Below are 16,034 nucleotides of genomic sequence, written 5' to 3' on the forward strand. Positions count from 1 at the left end.
GAGAATTACAAATTATCGCTGTCAATAAGTTTGTAACGTAGTGCCAAGTGAGTGAGTTCTACATCAGATTCCACACTCAACTTCTCAAACATTCTATACCGATAGGTGTTAACGGTCTTTGCACTAATATTGAGCTGCCTTGCTATATCAGGCACGCGATTACCCTTTGTGAGACGCAAAGCAATATCCAACTCACGAGATGACAAATCGGTAAATGGGTTATCTTCTGACGCCCCCAACTTATTCATAGCAATGCTCTGAGCAATATCAGCAGCTAAGTATTTGGCACCGGACGCAACTTTATAAATGGCATTGATCACTTCTTCGGGTTCTGCATCTTTAGTTAAAAAACCGTGTGCACCTAATTGCATAACCTGACTAGGAATGGGATGTTCTTTTTGCTGTGACAAACAAATAACTTTGGTGTTTTCAGCGAGTCTGCAAATTTGCTTGGTAGCCTCCATACCTCCTATACCTGGCATGTTAACGTCCATAATCACAACATCGGGTGGATTCTTTCTACAAATAGCGACGGCATCTTCGCCACACCTTGCTTCGTTGACCACATTAAAATCGGCCACATCCTGCAAAATGAGTTTAATCCCTGTTCTAACCAAATCATGATCGTCTACAAGCACTACCTTTATCATTATCTATCTCTTTATTAGGCATTTATCAGTAAACACGCCGTTGCACTTCGCGACACAAAAAGCGACCAAAGGCAACGGCGTAAGCCTAACACAGAAAACGATTTTGGTCTTTAAACACTAGCGGGTAGTTCAAACCACAAAGCTTCTAGATGGCCGGTTGAGGAAAGTGTAATAATTTCATCGCCACTTAGCCCAATTCCATCTCCCATTGTTACCTCAATACTGTCGTCAGAATGCGTTAGGTTGGCTAGTCCTTTAACAATGTGCAAGTAACCTGTCTTGCCCCTAGTACTCAGTTCCACCGCATCATCGGCTGGCTGGAGCACCACTCTGAAGAGTGACATATCTTGCTTAATACTCAACGTATTCTGAGACGGCTCAGGTGTGATAAGCGCGGTTACCGTGTCATCCTGCTGAATGCGTGTTTGCGCATAACCTGGCTTACCACCTCGCTCGGACGGTAACACCCATATCTGTAGAAATTTAACACGACTTTTAGTTGACGCGTTGTATTCTGAATGAGTAATACCGCTTCCTGCACTCATAACCTGAATATCGCCCTCGGGGATGATGTGCTCATTTCCCTCGCTGTCTTTATGCTTTAACGCACCTTCTGTAACATAAGAAATAATCTCCATGTCTCTATGCCCATGTGTAGCAAAACCGGCCCCTGGTGCAACAGTATCATCATTGATTACCCTGAGTGCCGACACCCCCATGTGATTGGCATCGTAGTAATGCCCAAAAGAAAAACTATGGGCACTTTGCAACCATCCAAAATCTGCTTTACCTCGTTCGTCTGCACGTCTGATGTACATAGTCATGTCTCCGCTTAAAATGTTATAAACAGATAGTACATTCCAAATACAGGATTGAATATTGCATTAATATGCCTAAAGCATTCTATAAATTAGAATTTATCGCATCTAAACGAGATTCTCATCAACGCATTAATTAATGGTTTTTGGCAGGAATGGTAAGACTAAAACGATCTGCAGCACACTAGGGTGTGAAATAGACGAGCAACAAAAAAGCCGCCCGGTGGGCGGCTTTTTCACAATGTGGCGGAGAGAGAGTCCGCCAGACCTAAATCCACAGAAGTCTTTGATGGCTTAAATACAATAAAAATATCATAAGCTTAAACATATACTTATTCCAATACACTCCACTATACTTTATCGCAATCCACGACCTAACTGTATATAATAATGTATATAAACCAAGGGCAAATCTAAATGGCAAAACTAACAAATAAGCTTACAACCAAATTGGTTGAACACATTAAAGAATCAGGGTTTCATGCTGATGGTAACGGACTGTATCTACAGGTAAGCAAATCAGGAAGTAAATCATGGGCCTTTAGATACCAACTAAACGGCAAACCCACATGGCATGGACTTGGCTCTGTTACAAAACCAAACAATCTTCAAGCAGCAAGAATGGCAGCTATCGAGTGCAAGCAGCTACTGAAAGAAGGCATTGACCCGAAGGTGCACAAAAAGCGACTCATTCAAAAGAATCATGCGGATTCAATACCTACACCTACGTTTCGTCAGTGCGCAATTTCTTATATTGAGTCTAAACGGAGTGGCTGGAAGAATGCCAAGCACTGCGCTCAGTGGAAAAATACTCTTGAAACATACGCTTACCCAGTTATTGGAGAGCTACCCATAAGTACGATAGATATTGACCATGTATTAAGCGTATTGCAGCCAATTTGGCATGACAAAACAGAGACCGCATCGAGAGTACGCCAAAGAATGGAAAGCATCTTAAGTTGGGCAAAGGTCAAAAAATACAGGCATGGAGAAAACCCTGCGTTATGGCGTGGCAATCTCGACCAGATACTTCCGCAAAGAAACAGGGTGCAGAAGCCAAAGCATCACAATGCTTTACATTACAGAGAGCTACCTGCTTACTTCAAGCAATTACGACAAACAAATAGCATCTCAGCTCGACTGCTAGCCTTTACAATACTTAACGTCTCTCGCATTGGGGAGTCTAGAGATGCCACCTATTCAGAAATCGACTTTATATCCAACACGTGGATTGTCCCTGCCAGCCGCATGAAAGCTGGTAAAGAGCACCATGTCCCACTAACTACTGAATCATTGGCCATTATTGAAGAATTAACACCTGCTAGAAGGGCTGCACATGACTTTATTTTTCCGGGCATCCAAGCAGGGAAACCGATAAGCGCATCAGCTCCCCTTAAGCTACTTAAGCGCACACATCCAGATTTAACTGTACACGGCTTTCGCTCTACATTTCGCGACTGGTGCGCTGAACAAACAACTTATTCTCGGGAGGTTGCGGAGGCGGCACTGGCTCATCGCATAAAGGATAAAGCCGAAGCAGCCTACCAGCGAGGCAATTTGATGGAAAAGAGAAGAGCGCTGGCTCTGGAGTGGGAGCAATACTGCTTTTCAGTAACTTGATCTCTTAAATTTGCGCCAGCTCTATCTAGCATGCTCTGAGCATACTATGCGCACTCCAGTAGCCGAACAGAGTGTTTTTTCAAGTTAGTTTGTTAGCCAGCTGTAATCGCCGTGCCAAGACTTATAATCAGAATCAGTATATTCTTTGGGCAAATACCCTATTAGTTCATAATTCCAAGACCAGTTACTTCCTAACTGAGCCCGTGCCTCACCAATATCTTGTGCGATGAATTCAATAGATTCTTTCTTTTTTACTGATGGAAAGATTGATATAGGCAGCCCAATAACTCTTTCTACAACGAGACTACTCTTAGCTTTGTTAAAAATTTTAATTTTGACTATCAGTGTTTCTAGCTTGTAATTTGTATGGTTGACAAATTCCGCTTTAAAAGTGCATGCGTAGAACTCGCGAACAAATTGAGGGCTGAATGCGGTCTCACTGTCATTATCAAGCCTACATCCAAGTGTTTCACCACCATTAATTACCAGCATTCCTTTATTTTCCTTATACCACTGACGCGCCTCTCTCCGCGTAAGACCCCCCTCCATATCTGTTGAGCTAAAGTCATCCATTAACCCTTTAAGCCACCCTTTCTCTTCAGCCTGCGTGCAAAATGAAATGCTGAAAGTTAATAAAGAAAGAAAAAAATAATATTTCATTTGGGCGAAACTCCCTGTTAATTAGTTAAATAGTTATAATTTTTGCATCCAATTTGAGACCCGTTCTCGCAGGCCCTCTTGAACCAGTAAGCCGCTTTATTGTAATCAAGCTCAACACCTCTCCCGTGAAGATACAATAGACCCATATTTGATTGAGCTATAGCCTCTCCCTGAATTGCAGCTTTGTAAAACCAATGAAGAGCTTGAGAATACCTGCCCTGTTTATAGAAGTTCAAACCTACATTGTTCTGTGCGCTTGCGAACCCTTGCTCAGCTGCCTTCAAATAAAGCGCTTGAGCCTTTTCTATATTTTTTTGAAGAACAATTCCTTGTTCATACATTACACCTAAATTATATTGAGCTTTGTAAAAACCTTGGTTTGCTGACTTCCTGTACCATTTAACAGCTTCAGACGAATCCTTCTTTGTTCCAACCCCATTTTCATACATCATTGCGAGATTGTTTTGTGCTATCTCATGCCCGTTGTTTGCAGACTCTGAATACCATTTGAATGCCTTTTCCATTTGGGGTTCAACACCCATTCCCTTTTCATGCATCAATGCGAAAAGAAACTGCGCCAACGCATCCTCTTTCTCAGCTGCCTTTCCACAAATCGAAAAAGCTTCTGTGAATTTTTTACCATCTAACAGCTCATAGCATTGCTCACCTTCTTTCCCATTCGACTGAAAAGCCATTAACACAAAAAAATAAAAAAATAGTGCTTTGAAGGAAAGAGAACTACTAGAACTGAATCGAAATTTTCTGGCTTTATATTCCATCCAATCAACTCCTTTTTAATAGTTAACTTATAAACCGATTAAGCTATGGAAACTTCATGCTGACTTCAGAGATTCATCTGAAGTCATTACCATTTGATAGAGCTCTACTTTTTGACTATAGGCACTCAACTCTTTCATAAACATAGTCGCCTTTGCGTCATTTTCACTATACAAAACATCATTATTGGCATACCAGTGCCGCCTCAATATTTCTACCCATGAAGTAAAAAATGATTCCACAGTATTCATGTATGGTTGTTCATATAACCTAATATGAACAGGCGAAGATGGCCCTCTCACATTATTATTCTGATTCAAATCTTTAAAAGCCAACCAAGTACTCTCATTCAAAAAAATGCCACTGTGATAAAAGATTGATTTGTTAACGCCTATATCAAGCAAAAATTGTGTCTGTTTGTAATCACCAAAAACAAACACCTTCGGTGAGCAGCTTGATGGATAATTGAACTGATCCTTTCCTCTGTTGGTATTGTGTCGGACAAATGAATGAACTTTGTGTACATCAACAATTAGGTCGCAAGGTTTTGGTAAAGCTCGCCTGCGAACTGATGGATTCTCAAGACCAAACGTATCATCGTAAGCTAGGTTACAAATTTCGGCATCACTAATATTGGATAAAGCAGGGTCCAAAATATCTTCAAAACACATTCACACATTCCTTTTAAAAACACTCTTGCCACTTACGATAACACGTTACTTTAAAAGACAAAGCCGGAGCAGCCTATCGACTAGGCAACTTAATGTAAAACGAAGGGGCTGACAACGCCTGCCCCATTGACAAGTAAATATTCTCTATTTACTAACTTTAAAGGTGTCATGGATTTCTATTTTTTCTCAGAGAAATTATGCTAGCGAAGATACTATCACTTATCATTCGAGGGTTTGCTGTATTAATTTGCACAGTGATACTAGAAAATATCTTAGTTCATGGGTTGGGATAGCGTAAAGGTTCTGACACTGTTGCTGCCGCTTCCTTCATATTTTTCATTGTTGGGTTCATCTATTCACTCGCTAGATTTAATAAACCTTTTAAAATGGGACTTGTAGATAGAACGACAGATAACCTTACTGAAAAAGTCAGAAACAATATCAGAGGAAAAGACCTTACAAAAACAGAAGATCAAATGCTACGTCTAAACACCTTAAGAGAAAAAGGTATATTAACGGAAGACGAATACAACGCTAGATTAACAAAACTGAAAGCCGATTATTTGCGCGACTAGCGTATCGTAATGGCTATATTGTGCAAGATCACCTTTTGCATCCATAATGATAGTCAAATGCATCAAGCATAATAATAGCCAAATGGGTGTTGTTCTGCTGGTACTTGTCACCTTTTACTTCCAGCATTTTTCTAAATAGCGTTTCAGAATTAGTTGACACACTACCTTCCTGACTATCACTCAGACACCAGATTTTGACGCCGTTCTTTTCCGCTTTCATATTCGCAGCCATCAACCCCAGAGCAATACCAGAGATAACAATCTTAAAGTCATCGTGCATTGCAGGGTTATTTTCCATACCTTTTAATATATCGTTTATTCCAATTCCTGCAGCGTGGGATTGCATTGCTAGAAAGGAAAAAAATAAGGTTAAGAGTCTAAACCTTTTAATCATATAGCTCCCAGTTCTTAAAAAAAACGGCGATACCTTGGGTATAAATCATGACCTTTATTATTCACCTAGGTTTTGGGGACCATTATTTCTTTTTCATAAATGGCATAACGATAAAAATAAGAATTTGAGCACCAACCGCACCAAAGAACACCATACCAAAATTATCAGCTAGCGTTCGTCCCGCAACACTTTCCCCTGAGAGAGCAATTAACCCAACGTAAGCGATGACTAGTAGCCACAAATACAAACTCGCTTTTTTAACCATATCATTTCCCTTTTTTTAACCTTAATTTAAAGCAAACTACCTAATCTATTCTTCAAAATATAACGATAGTGGCCCAAAAAAGAGCTACAAGCCCCCAGCCCACAATATGTCCAAATATGCCAAATTTATTGTCTTCTTGACTTTGTTGTTCTGCACTTGCGTTTATATTAGGTTCTTCATCATGCTCTGGGTTGGGTTCCAGAACGTTTCCAGAGGCATCTTTTTTAGGCCTCCCATAAAGATTGCCTGCAATGGCCGCTGAAATAAACACGGTGAAGAACTGCAAGGCGCTTAGCCAAAAAACGAAAATTTGAGTTAACGTCCAAATAAACCAAAAAATAGTAACAGCTTTAAAATACCTGCCACTTATTAGAATGGTAATAAAAATAACCGCTTGCCACCCTAAAACTGCTTCAGTCATTTGTTGTTCCTTCAATATTCGCTAAATGAAATGATGTCATTTTTCATCAACATTTAAGCTAGGTGAGACTTCGGTAATACTCAAGTTTGTTCGAGAGTATGTCAGAGTAGCTGTAAATATTAATTTTAGTTATCTTCTCAAACGGCAAGGATACCTGAACTTATTGCATCTTATATTATTTTGTACTATTTTCTACTCTACTGTTATTGCAGTAATACATTTCAATCAAGTCTCTACCGGAGAAAAGCAACCCAAAATTGTGGGACTTTAGACTCTGACTAGCAGTACCAATGGGCGAATGTATCAGGTGGCAAATATGATATTTGTTGATGATATATCTGTGTCTATTGGTTTCACAATTCTTCCAAGCCAATAGATACACCATTCGATGGTGATACTCATGTCTAACAAGGCAATTACTCCTCGCTGGCTTCGAATGAAGCAACTTTCAGACTACACAGGATTTAGCCCTGCATACTTATACAAACTCATTAGCTTAGGAAAGTTTCCTGCTAGCAAAAAAATCGACCCCAAAATATCGGTGTGGGAACGCACTGTGGTTGATGAATGGATGGATTCTCAAGTCGAACATCAGGAGGCTTTATAATGAAAAAAGCCCCACAGAAAAATTTTCTGCAGAGCTCTTCGAATAACCAATTAAATATTAGCAAAAAGCTGCAAACAAATCACATTAAAAAGCGGCTAAAACCGTTGATTCAGCATGATAAATTTGTGAACTGGGATTATCTTGAACGCGATGGAAAGACCATAAAACCACCCGTCAACAATAAAATGATTCCGATTAATGCGCAGTCGTCAGCAAACTGGCGTAGTTTCGATGAGGCTATAGAGATTAGTGATAAAATTGGCTTTGTATTAACTTGTGACGACCCATTTCTATTCATCGACCTTGACCATGTGCTAACCAATGGAAATCTGTGTGGTTGGGCTAATAGCTTGCTGGACGAACTACCAACAACTTATACCGAGGTCAGTCCAAGCGGTGATGGCATTCACCTTTACTACATGCTTGATGATTCGCCGCACATACCCTCAAATAAACACGCTATGAAGGACAAATCCTCATTGGAGGTGTATTTCAACAATCGCTATTTCACTATCACTGGCAATATATATAAGGATGCCCCGATAGCATCTGTAAGCTGGAGTGACTTATGAATACATTAGCTAAATACATGAAGTGGTCCAATAAAACTAACGAGTCAAAACAGCATAAGCATTACATTAGCGCGGCTAACAATACCTCTTTTATATCCACAGAAGGGGGGATGGACGATAACGCCATTCTAGGCATTATGTTTAACGCTGCTAACGGTGACGCAGTAAAGAAATTGTATGAAGGAGATGTATCTGCGCACAATAATGACAGCAGCGCTGCGGATTTGGCGCTCGTTAACCATATCGCATTTTATACACAAACCCCCAAGCAAATAGATAGGATTTTCAGAACTAGCGCACTGTTTCAGGAAAAGTGGGATGATGTTCACAGCGCAGATGGAAGAACTTATGGTGAGATGACCATCACTAAGGCCCTATCAGATTTGAGTAATACCTACTCGAGCCCTTCTAGAACGAAAGTTCAAACTGAAGCTAAAGAATTTCAATTTGTGAATGGCGCAGAGATTATTAAACGCTCCGGTAAAACTGATTGGTTAATTGAAAACTATATACCGAGTGACGCGACCGTATTGATATTTGGCAACCCCGCTAGTGGCAAGAGTCTTATTGCGCTCGACATGGCATGCTGCATTGGTTCTGGCAGAGACTGGGAGGGCAACACAGTAAAGCAAGGTAATGTTGCTTACATTGCTGGAGAAGGCTTTAACGGGCTCTCTAAGCGCTTGCGGGCAGTATCAGAGGCCAAAGACCTTGAGGTTAAACATTTTTACTCAAGCGAAATTTCAATGGACTTGATGGAGCGAGGTAGCGTTGACCTTGTTCGCAAAGCCGTGCGTGGCATTAATGATTTAAGACTTATTATTATTGACACACTGCACAGAAACTCCACGGGAGAAGAGAATAGCTCTAAGGACTTTTCTGTAATACTTAAGCACTGCGATTTGCTCAGAAATGCAACAGGAGCAACCATCATGCTTGTTCATCATAGCGGGCATAGCGACCAGAAGAGAAGCAGAGGTAGTAGCTCGATAAAAGGCGCTATGGATGCTGAGTTCAAAGTGTCGCAATCTCCCCAGAAGGTAGTTACGCTTGAATGCACAAAGATGAAGGATGACAAAAAGTCAGAGAGCATTAAGTTCGACCTTAAAACTGTGATTACGGACTACGACGATGATGGCGAGCCAATAGCTGGGCCGCTGTTAGAGAAATCTACGACATACTTCAAGACTGATAAAACCGCAGTAATGAAAGGTAAAAATGCGCTGGCACTCGATATTTTGCGGGAACTTGCCGGTGCAAACGGTGAGCCAGTTAACAAGGCCAATTGGAGGGATTGCTTCATCAAAAGGTCTAACGTTAAGCCAGACTCAAAAGACCCTGTCGATGCAAAAAGAACACAATTCAAGCGAGCTGTGAAGTCGCTTAAGGAAAACGGCCTTGTTATTGAAGATAACGGCAGCTTCTCCATTGCTGATTCTGATGCATCCACAGAGGAGGACAATGAATAATCTTTTATTCATACCCGGACAGGACAGGACACCCCTAAAGGGGTGTGTCCATGTCTGTCCTGTTTTCGAGGATATGAACGATGGTCAAATGTCTGGACATGTCCGGACATTGTCCTTTTAATTGGCCACTTTCTGCCAACATACAATATGTATAGCCTAAGAAGCAATAGCTAAAGGTTTTTAAAGCGACTTGTATACAGTGAGGAGTTGCTTTTAACGTCTATTAGTAATGACAATAACTACATTATTTTGTCGCAACAACTGATTGCGTAAATTTACCTTTCTAATAAGACCCAATAGGGATTGTGAAAATTTGAGGCTGGTGTTTTGAGTAGATGCGCTAGCGTCTATTACTGGGCTCCCCCCCTGTGGGTATTGATGGGACCCATCTAAAAAAACAACAGGAGAAATAAGATGAATATCAAACACAACCTAATCAAAGTCGATGTAAAAGCAAGAAATGGCATTTTGAAGCGGCTGTATGAGGATGTTAAAACACCTGCTTTATCTGCAATTGAATCCACTGAAAAACTAACTGCCAATGTTTTAATTGCATCTGTACAAACTTTTGATCTTGGCGTGACATCATTAAACGTTATTGCAGAAAGCATTGAAAGCACTGCTCGACACTCTGTAGAGCAGATGAAGCGCATTGATGTCGATTCAGTATTCAAATCATTAACAAAGGATAAAGAAAAAGAAACAGACTAATAAAAGCAACTAAACTCTACCCCCCAAAAGCTTTACTGGCAACGCGATAAATAAGGCTCAATGTCCATACTAACCACCCTCTGATTCGACCGGAATTTTAACTGTATAGCTTTGGCAGATTGGAGGTCTCGTCAACATACTTAGCTGTGTTTCAGTCAAAAGCATCTTTAACAAAAAAATTGCGTTATCAAAGTCGAATAATACCCCACTCCTCTGTGGATATATGGATAGCGAGTTCCAGTCACCTCAAGTATTGATAACAGCATGGACAAAATATGGACAGGCAAGCTGACCACATTGTTGTCCACACCGTTAACAACACAGTGACTGCTATCCACATACCCACAGATTTAACAATAATAACCACTTAATCTAATCCTTTGTCGTATGATAAGGCTTACCACTTACGTAAACACAGGGATAAATCGATGAAAAAAATGGGTTAGGCATAGCGGCACTTTTGGCTGTCACACTTCAAGTCTCTGCAGCACCATTAATTAATTCGTGGATTGGTACTGGCGCTGACGCAGACAAAAGATTCTGTGAATATGGAGATGGAAAAATAAAAACTGTCCCTAGCAATAAGAACTGCCCGCTATCTAACGTTTAATCACAAAAGCGTAGTGTGAAGTGGAGCACATTTCATCACAACATTGAGCTAGAGTGTATATAAAACTGTATATAGCAAATATTTCAGGTAACAAAAAGGCCCAACTATCAAATAGTTGAGCCTTGAATATGGCGGAGAGAGAGGGATTCGAACCCCCGGAAGGTTTGACCCTTCGCCTGATTTCAAGTCAGGTGCATTCAACCGGACTCTGCCATCTCTCCTGAAGTGCTGCGAATCTTAATGATTTTTTTAGCCTTGTAAAGGGTAATTTTTAAAAAAGTGTTTGTTTGCCTGCAATTTGCGCAACATGGTGAATGATTGTTCGAATTAGTGATACCCAACAATATCTGAGGGTTTTATTCGTCTTTTTCTTTCGTTAAGTCAGCCAAAAACACCTTGAAAAAATGAACCAAAAGCCATACAACTACCCTAACTATACACATAGTGTGTTTAGCTTTCGTTCTGTTGGAGGGGAAAATGGAACAACGTTCGGTATACAGTAGTGCTGCTAGGCCATCTGTATTAGAAACAAACAAAGTATTGCGCAATACTTACATGTTGCTAGCAATGACCATGGCTTTCAGTGCGGTATGTGCTGTCGTCACCATGGCTGTTGATATTAGCCCATTAATGTCATTGGGAATGACACTGGGTGCATTTATCACGCTGTTTGTGATAAACAAAAAAGCAGAATCAGCCTCTGGCATATATTGGGTGTTTTTATTCACCGGCCTAATGGGTGGCTCTCTGGGTTACACGCTGGGCTATTACGCTAGCATCCCTGGCGGCCCGGGCATTATCGCTCAGGCGTTGGGAGGCACAGCGTTAGTGTTTTTTGCACTTTCCGGCTATGCATTATCTACCAAGAAAGATTTCTCCTTTATGGGTGGCTTTCTGATAGTGGGCTTAGTGGTAGTGCTGGTTGCAGCGCTTGCGAACATATTCTTCCAGGTACCCGCTGTAAGTTTAGCAATTAGCGCAGCCATCGTATTTTTGATGTCTGGCTTCATTCTGTTCGATACGAGCCGTATTGTTAACGGTGGTGAAACCAACTACATTCGCGCGACTGTTTCAATGTATTTGAACATTTACAATCTGTTCGTTTCATTGTTGCATCTCATTGGCGCATTTGGTGGCGACGACTAAACCATAATAACGTAAACTACACCCCTCACACGAGGGGTGTTTTTTTATGCATCAAAGGAAAGTCGCCGTTTTTGTCACTGCACCAGCCAGCGACCTCGAAAAGTCTAAAAAGGCGTTACAAATGTGCCTAGATGTGGTGCACACGCAAACGCTTGTTGATCATGTATTCTTTTATTTCGATGCAGCTTACAATGCTGCACCAGACGCAATGTTTCACGAGGCATGGAATCAGTTTTCATCTGATTTTTCAATTCCACTCATAGCCTGCTCCACACTCGCCGAAAATCGTGGTCTGCATGCCGATGCTGCAGGCCGGTTTACATTTGCTGGGTTAAGCGAGTTCTATTCGCGTCTCCATCACTGTCACGAGGTGATCCAAGCATAATGTCGTCGATTTTATTTGTTGTACAATCAGCGCCTTATATTGCAGCCCACAGCTCAGATGAAGCACATGATCTGATAATGGCTTCAACTGCCTATGGTCATAGCGCATCAGTATTGTTTATGCGAGAAGGCGTAACACAGCTTGTTTCAACTCAAACACCGCCAGCAGGCTTTAAACACTGTGCAAAGCGTATCAGGGGCTTTGAGATGTTCGATGTTGAACCTTTGTTTGTGTCAAAACACTGCCTAGAACAACAAGATATCGAACTTGATTCCATTATTGATGGTGTTAATGTCCTCAGCAGTCAGCAAGTCGAACAACTAATTCGTGAAGCGACATTAACCCTGTATTTGTAACAACCCAACGGACGACAATGAGCGAAAACACACTGGCTTACAATGGCAATAGCATAGCGTTAGATAAAGAAGGTTATCTGCTTGATTACACTTTATGGGAAGAAGGCTTAGTGCCTCTGCTGGCGGAAAAAGAGAATATTGACCTTACTGAAGCACATTGGGAGCTAATCAGGTTTGTGCGCCAGTTTTACCTAGACTACGAAACGAGTCCGGCGATAAGAGCATTGGTAAAAGCAATGAAAATATCGTTTGGCCCTGAAAAAGGTAATAGCCGCTATTTACACCGTTTATTTCCAGCAGGACCGGCTAAGCAGGCAACAAAACTGGCAGGTTTACCCAAACCTGCCAAATGTCTGTAAATCTTACTTAGATGGGCAAAGTGTCGTTTTACCGCCCATATAAGGCGCCAGTACTTCTGGCACAACCACGCTACCATCTGCTTGCTGACCATTTTCTAGTACAGCAACCAAAGTACGTCCTACGGCTAACCCAGAGCCATTGAGGGTGTGCACAAGCTCAGGCTTTTCACCTTCATGCCGTCTGAAACGGGCTTGCATGCGTCTGGCCTGAAAATCAAACATGTTAGAACAAGAAGAGATTTCACGATAAGCGTTTTGTGCTGGTAACCATACTTCAAGGTCATAGGTTTTGCAGGCTCCAAAGCCCATATCGCCCGTACATAGCACCACTTTACGATAGGGCAATGCCAGCTTTTGCAAGATAGTTTCCGCATGACCTGTTAACGCGTCGAGAGCATCAAAGCTGTCTTCCGGCTTAACAATTTGTACCAGTTCTACTTTCTCAAATTGATGCTGCCTGATTAGTCCTCGGGTATCACGCCCATAAGAGCCTGCTTCACTTCTAAAACAGGGCGTATGCGCTGTCATTTTCAGTGGCAGAGAATCCGCTGACAAAATTTCGTCTCTTACCAGGTTGGTTAGCGGCACTTCAGCAGTTGGGATCAAAGACAGCCCCTGCCCCTCTTCAGTGGCCGGCTTGGTATGAAACAAATCATGACCAAACTTGGGAAGCTGACCTGTACCATATAGACTGGCTTCATTAACCAGATAAGGCACGTACATTTCATCGTAACCATGTTCTTGTACATGCGTGTCTAGCATAAATTGCGCTAACGCCCGGTGCAGCCGAGCAACCTGGCCCCGCATCACTACAAACCGGCTGCCGGTCAGTTTGGCAGAGGCTTCAAAGTCTGCGCCGTTATCTAAACCATGGGCCACATCCACATGGTCTTTTACATCAAAGTCGAATGCTTTCGGCGTGCCCCATGTGAGCACTTCAACATTCTCACTTTCGTCTTTACCAACGGGCACAGACTCATGCGGTAAGTTTGGAATACCCTGCAAAAAGGTTTCCATCTCAGCCATAATGACGGACAAGGCCTGTTTAGCCTCGTCTAGCTGCTCACCTAAATTACCCACTTCGGCGAGCAAAGGCCCTATATCTTGGCCTTGGGCTTTTGCTTTACCAATAGATTTACTTCGAACATTACGTTCGTTTTGCAGTTCTTGTGTTTTCGTTTGCAAGGACTTGCGTTTTTCTTCTAACGCGTTGTATGTATCTATGTCCAAAGTAAAACCACGCGCAGCCAAACGCGCTGCTGTGGTCTCTATATCGTTACGCAAAAACTTCTGGTCCAACATGGATGATTTTTTATCCTTTAAACAGTTGCATGCCTATGTAGGCTGCAAATAAGCAAACAAAAACATTTAATGCCACATTCATCGCCGCTTTCATCCATAACCCGTTTTGCAGTAATGCCAGGGTCTCTATTGAAAAGGTTGAAAACGTTGTAAATGCACCTAATAACCCCACACCGACTAAGAAACGATAAGGCATAGGGTCGAGGGATTCTCGTTCAATAAGGCCATAAACAACGGCGATAAAAAATGCACCAATTACATTGACCGCAAGTGTACCAAATGGAAAGTGTTTGCCAAACAGAGAATCACTCAAATTTGACAAGTAAAAACGCAAAACAGCGCCTAAGCTCCCGCCTAGTGCCACAAACAGATACGCTTGCCACGAATAAGTCATGTTTTATTCTCTGCTTGACGGTCTAGCTCACGTAAATATGCCAGCTTTTCTTTCAATTTTTTTTCGAAACCTCGTTCATTTGGCACATACATGGGTTCAAGTATGACTTCATCCGGCAAATAGTGCTCACCAGCCGCATACGCACCTGGTTCATTGTGCGCATAGCGATAGTCCTTCCCTATTTGTAGTTGCTTCATTAGTTTGGTTGGTGCATTGCGAAGGTGGTTAGGCACGGGCGAATCAGAAAAGTTTTTAGCCGCTTGTTTAGCCATGGCGAAAGCCCGATAAACTGCATTGCTTTTGGGAGCAAGTGAACAATAAACGGTGGCTTGAGCAATCGCCCTTTCCCCCTCAGCGGGTCCAACGCGATGAAAAATATCCCAGGCGTTTAACGCGATTTGCATGGCGTTAGGGTCTGCATTACCGATATCTTCGCTTACAATAGCCAATAATCGCCGAGCCACATAGAGTGGATCACCCCCGCCTTCGAGAATTCTGGCATACCAAAACAACGCCGCATCAGGATCTGACCCCCGAACTGATTTATGAAATGCAGAAATCAGATCGTAAAACTCATCACCATGATTGTCGTACGCCGCTATTTTCTCACCACTTGCTTCTACAATATGCGCGGGTAACAGCGTTTGCCCAGGCGCCACTAGATCACAGGCCAATTCCAGCGTCATCAGTGCCCTTCTAGCATCACCAGCAGCTGTTTTCACAAGCACGTTGATTGTATTTGGGCCCAGTTCAATACTTTTTTCAGCAAGGTCTGCATCATGAGTCAGTGCATGTTTAACCAGTGCTTCGATATGTGGCGCTTGGAGTGACTGTAAGACGTAAACCCTTGCGCGGGACAACAAGGCCTTATTCAGCGAAAAAGACGGGTTTTCAGTGGTTGCACCGATAAAAGTCACTGTGCCGTCTTCCACAAACGGTAAAAAGGCGTCCTGCTGACTTTTATTAAAACGGTGTACTTCATCCACAAATAACAGCGTACGAGTTTGCACTTGTCTAGAGGCCTGAGCTTGTTCAATGGCTGCTCTGATGTCTTTTACACCGGACGTTACGGCTGACAAAGTGATCATGCTTGCTTTGGCATATTGGCAGATAAGACTGGCCAGCGTGGTTTTTCCCGTGCCCGGAGGCCCCCACAAAATCATACTATGACAATCACCGGCTATCATCATTTTGTGAAGAGGCTTGTCTGGCGCAAGTAAGTGTTCTTGCCCAATATAATCTGACAAAGAAGTTGGCCGCATTCTAGCGGCC

At 42.2% G+C, this 16,034-nt stretch carries 21 protein-coding genes and 1 tRNA gene; 10 read left to right on the forward strand and 12 right to left on the reverse strand.

The genetic code is table 11. The features are described from left to right. Positions 1 to 5: 5 nt before the first annotated feature. Positions 6 to 650, reverse strand: coding sequence for a UvrY/SirA/GacA family response regulator transcription factor (gene uvrY / locus DRW07_RS07825; protein WP_124027321.1), 645 nt, complete (start codon positions 648 to 650; stop codon positions 6 to 8). 110 nt (positions 651 to 760) lie between these two features. Then, complete coding sequence (locus DRW07_RS07830) at positions 761 to 1,468, reverse strand: pirin family protein (protein WP_124027322.1); 708 nt, start codon at positions 1,466 to 1,468, stop codon at positions 761 to 763. A 417-nt stretch (positions 1,469 to 1,885) separates the two neighbouring features. Between DRW07_RS07830 and DRW07_RS07835 the strand changes: the two genes are divergently transcribed. Continuing rightward, positions 1,886 to 3,088: a tyrosine-type recombinase/integrase gene (locus tag DRW07_RS07835; protein ID WP_124027323.1), complete on the forward strand. Its 1,203-nt coding sequence runs from the start codon at positions 1,886 to 1,888 to the stop codon at positions 3,086 to 3,088. Positions 3,089 to 3,172: 84 nt separating this feature from the next. On the opposite strand, the gene DRW07_RS07840 is transcribed toward DRW07_RS07835, so the two are convergent. From DRW07_RS07840 to DRW07_RS07850, 3 genes are read right to left on the reverse strand one after another with little or no spacing between them, the layout of a single operon-like run. Then, positions 3,173 to 3,748, reverse strand: coding sequence for a hypothetical protein (locus tag DRW07_RS07840; protein ID WP_124027324.1), 576 nt, complete (start codon positions 3,746 to 3,748; stop codon positions 3,173 to 3,175). 17 nt (positions 3,749 to 3,765) lie between these two features. Continuing rightward, positions 3,766 to 4,527 (reverse strand): tetratricopeptide repeat protein, encoded by a 762-nt coding sequence (locus DRW07_RS07845; RefSeq protein WP_124027325.1) that lies wholly within the window; start codon positions 4,525 to 4,527, stop codon positions 3,766 to 3,768. Between the two features lie 54 nt (positions 4,528 to 4,581). After that, positions 4,582 to 5,196: a hypothetical protein gene (locus tag DRW07_RS07850; protein WP_124027326.1), complete on the reverse strand. Its 615-nt coding sequence runs from the start codon at positions 5,194 to 5,196 to the stop codon at positions 4,582 to 4,584. Positions 5,197 to 5,582: 386 nt separating this feature from the next. On the opposite strand from DRW07_RS07850, the gene DRW07_RS07855 reads away from it, so the two are divergent. Next, positions 5,583 to 5,771, forward strand: a complete 189-nt coding sequence (locus DRW07_RS07855; protein ID WP_124027327.1) for an SHOCT domain-containing protein — start codon at positions 5,583 to 5,585, stop codon at positions 5,769 to 5,771. 28 nt (positions 5,772 to 5,799) lie between these two features. On the opposite strand, the gene DRW07_RS07860 is transcribed toward DRW07_RS07855, so the two are convergent. The 3 genes from DRW07_RS07860 to DRW07_RS07870 form a co-directional block, all read right to left on the reverse strand. Continuing rightward, positions 5,800 to 6,165: a hypothetical protein gene (locus DRW07_RS07860; protein ID WP_124027328.1), complete on the reverse strand. Its 366-nt coding sequence runs from the start codon at positions 6,163 to 6,165 to the stop codon at positions 5,800 to 5,802. 82 nt (positions 6,166 to 6,247) lie between these two features. Next, positions 6,248 to 6,430, reverse strand: a complete 183-nt coding sequence (locus tag DRW07_RS07865; protein WP_124027329.1) for a hypothetical protein — start codon at positions 6,428 to 6,430, stop codon at positions 6,248 to 6,250. Positions 6,431 to 6,482: 52 nt separating this feature from the next. Beyond that, a complete protein-coding gene (locus DRW07_RS07870) occupies positions 6,483 to 6,851 on the reverse strand; it encodes a hypothetical protein (protein WP_124027330.1) in 369 nt (122 codons plus the stop codon). 400 nt (positions 6,852 to 7,251) lie between these two features. Between DRW07_RS07870 and DRW07_RS07875 the strand changes: the two genes are divergently transcribed. The 4 genes from DRW07_RS07875 to DRW07_RS07890 all read left to right on the forward strand — a co-directional run bounded on the left by DRW07_RS07875 (position 7,252) and on the right by DRW07_RS07890 (position 10,210). After that, positions 7,252 to 7,458: a helix-turn-helix transcriptional regulator gene (locus DRW07_RS07875; protein ID WP_165870446.1), complete on the forward strand. Its 207-nt coding sequence runs from the start codon at positions 7,252 to 7,254 to the stop codon at positions 7,456 to 7,458. Further along, positions 7,458 to 8,030, forward strand: coding sequence for a hypothetical protein (locus DRW07_RS07880; protein ID WP_124027332.1), 573 nt, complete (start codon positions 7,458 to 7,460; stop codon positions 8,028 to 8,030). Before DRW07_RS07875 ends, DRW07_RS07880 begins: the two co-directional genes overlap by 1 nt. After that, a complete protein-coding gene (locus DRW07_RS07885) occupies positions 8,027 to 9,499 on the forward strand; it encodes an AAA family ATPase (RefSeq protein ID WP_124027333.1) in 1,473 nt (490 codons plus the stop codon). Before DRW07_RS07880 ends, DRW07_RS07885 begins: the two co-directional genes overlap by 4 nt. A gap of 414 nt (positions 9,500 to 9,913) precedes the next feature. Then, entirely contained in the window at positions 9,914 to 10,210 is a 297-nt protein-coding gene (locus tag DRW07_RS07890) for a hypothetical protein (RefSeq protein ID WP_124027334.1), read from the forward strand. Positions 10,211 to 10,949: 739 nt separating this feature from the next. Here DRW07_RS07890 and DRW07_RS07895 read toward each other — a convergent pair. Continuing rightward, positions 10,950 to 11,041: transfer RNA gene (locus DRW07_RS07895), tRNA-Ser, on the reverse strand. A 256-nt stretch (positions 11,042 to 11,297) separates the two neighbouring features. Between DRW07_RS07895 and DRW07_RS07900 the strand changes: the two genes are divergently transcribed. The 4 genes from DRW07_RS07900 to DRW07_RS07915 are packed head-to-tail and all read left to right on the forward strand — an operon-like array spanning position 11,298 to position 13,066. Continuing rightward, positions 11,298 to 11,966, forward strand: a complete 669-nt coding sequence (locus DRW07_RS07900) for a Bax inhibitor-1/YccA family protein (protein ID WP_124027335.1) — start codon at positions 11,298 to 11,300, stop codon at positions 11,964 to 11,966. Positions 11,967 to 12,012: 46 nt separating this feature from the next. After that, positions 12,013 to 12,351: a DsrE family protein gene (locus DRW07_RS07905; RefSeq protein ID WP_124027336.1), complete on the forward strand. Its 339-nt coding sequence runs from the start codon at positions 12,013 to 12,015 to the stop codon at positions 12,349 to 12,351. Beyond that, positions 12,351 to 12,707 carry a DsrE family protein gene (locus DRW07_RS07910; RefSeq protein WP_124027337.1) on the forward strand — a complete coding sequence of 119 codons (357 nt, stop codon included), beginning with the start codon at positions 12,351 to 12,353 and terminating at the stop codon, positions 12,705 to 12,707. Before DRW07_RS07905 ends, DRW07_RS07910 begins: the two co-directional genes overlap by 1 nt. A 17-nt stretch (positions 12,708 to 12,724) precedes the next feature. Next, complete coding sequence (locus tag DRW07_RS07915; protein ID WP_124027338.1) at positions 12,725 to 13,066, forward strand: TusE/DsrC/DsvC family sulfur relay protein; 342 nt, start codon at positions 12,725 to 12,727, stop codon at positions 13,064 to 13,066. Between the two features lie 3 nt (positions 13,067 to 13,069). Here the strand turns inward: DRW07_RS07915 and serS are convergent, their stop codons facing one another. Genes serS through DRW07_RS07930 form a run of 3 tightly spaced genes read right to left on the reverse strand, consistent with a single transcriptional unit; the run spans position 13,070 to position 16,024 of the window. Next, complete coding sequence (gene serS, locus DRW07_RS07920) at positions 13,070 to 14,368, reverse strand: serine--tRNA ligase (RefSeq protein WP_124027339.1); 1,299 nt, start codon at positions 14,366 to 14,368, stop codon at positions 13,070 to 13,072. 10 nt (positions 14,369 to 14,378) lie between these two features. Beyond that, positions 14,379 to 14,762 carry a fluoride efflux transporter CrcB gene (crcB, locus tag DRW07_RS07925; RefSeq protein ID WP_124027340.1) on the reverse strand — a complete coding sequence of 128 codons (384 nt, stop codon included), beginning with the start codon at positions 14,760 to 14,762 and terminating at the stop codon, positions 14,379 to 14,381. Continuing rightward, complete coding sequence (locus DRW07_RS07930; RefSeq protein ID WP_124027341.1) at positions 14,759 to 16,024, reverse strand: replication-associated recombination protein A; 1,266 nt, start codon at positions 16,022 to 16,024, stop codon at positions 14,759 to 14,761. The genes crcB and DRW07_RS07930 overlap by 4 nt, the downstream gene beginning before the upstream one ends. Positions 16,025 to 16,034 lie beyond the last annotated feature (10 nt).

Origin of the sequence: Paralteromonas sediminis (genome assembly GCF_003820355.1) — a bacterium.
Classification (GTDB): Bacteria; Pseudomonadota; Gammaproteobacteria; order Enterobacterales; family Alteromonadaceae; genus Alteromonas_F; species Alteromonas_F sediminis.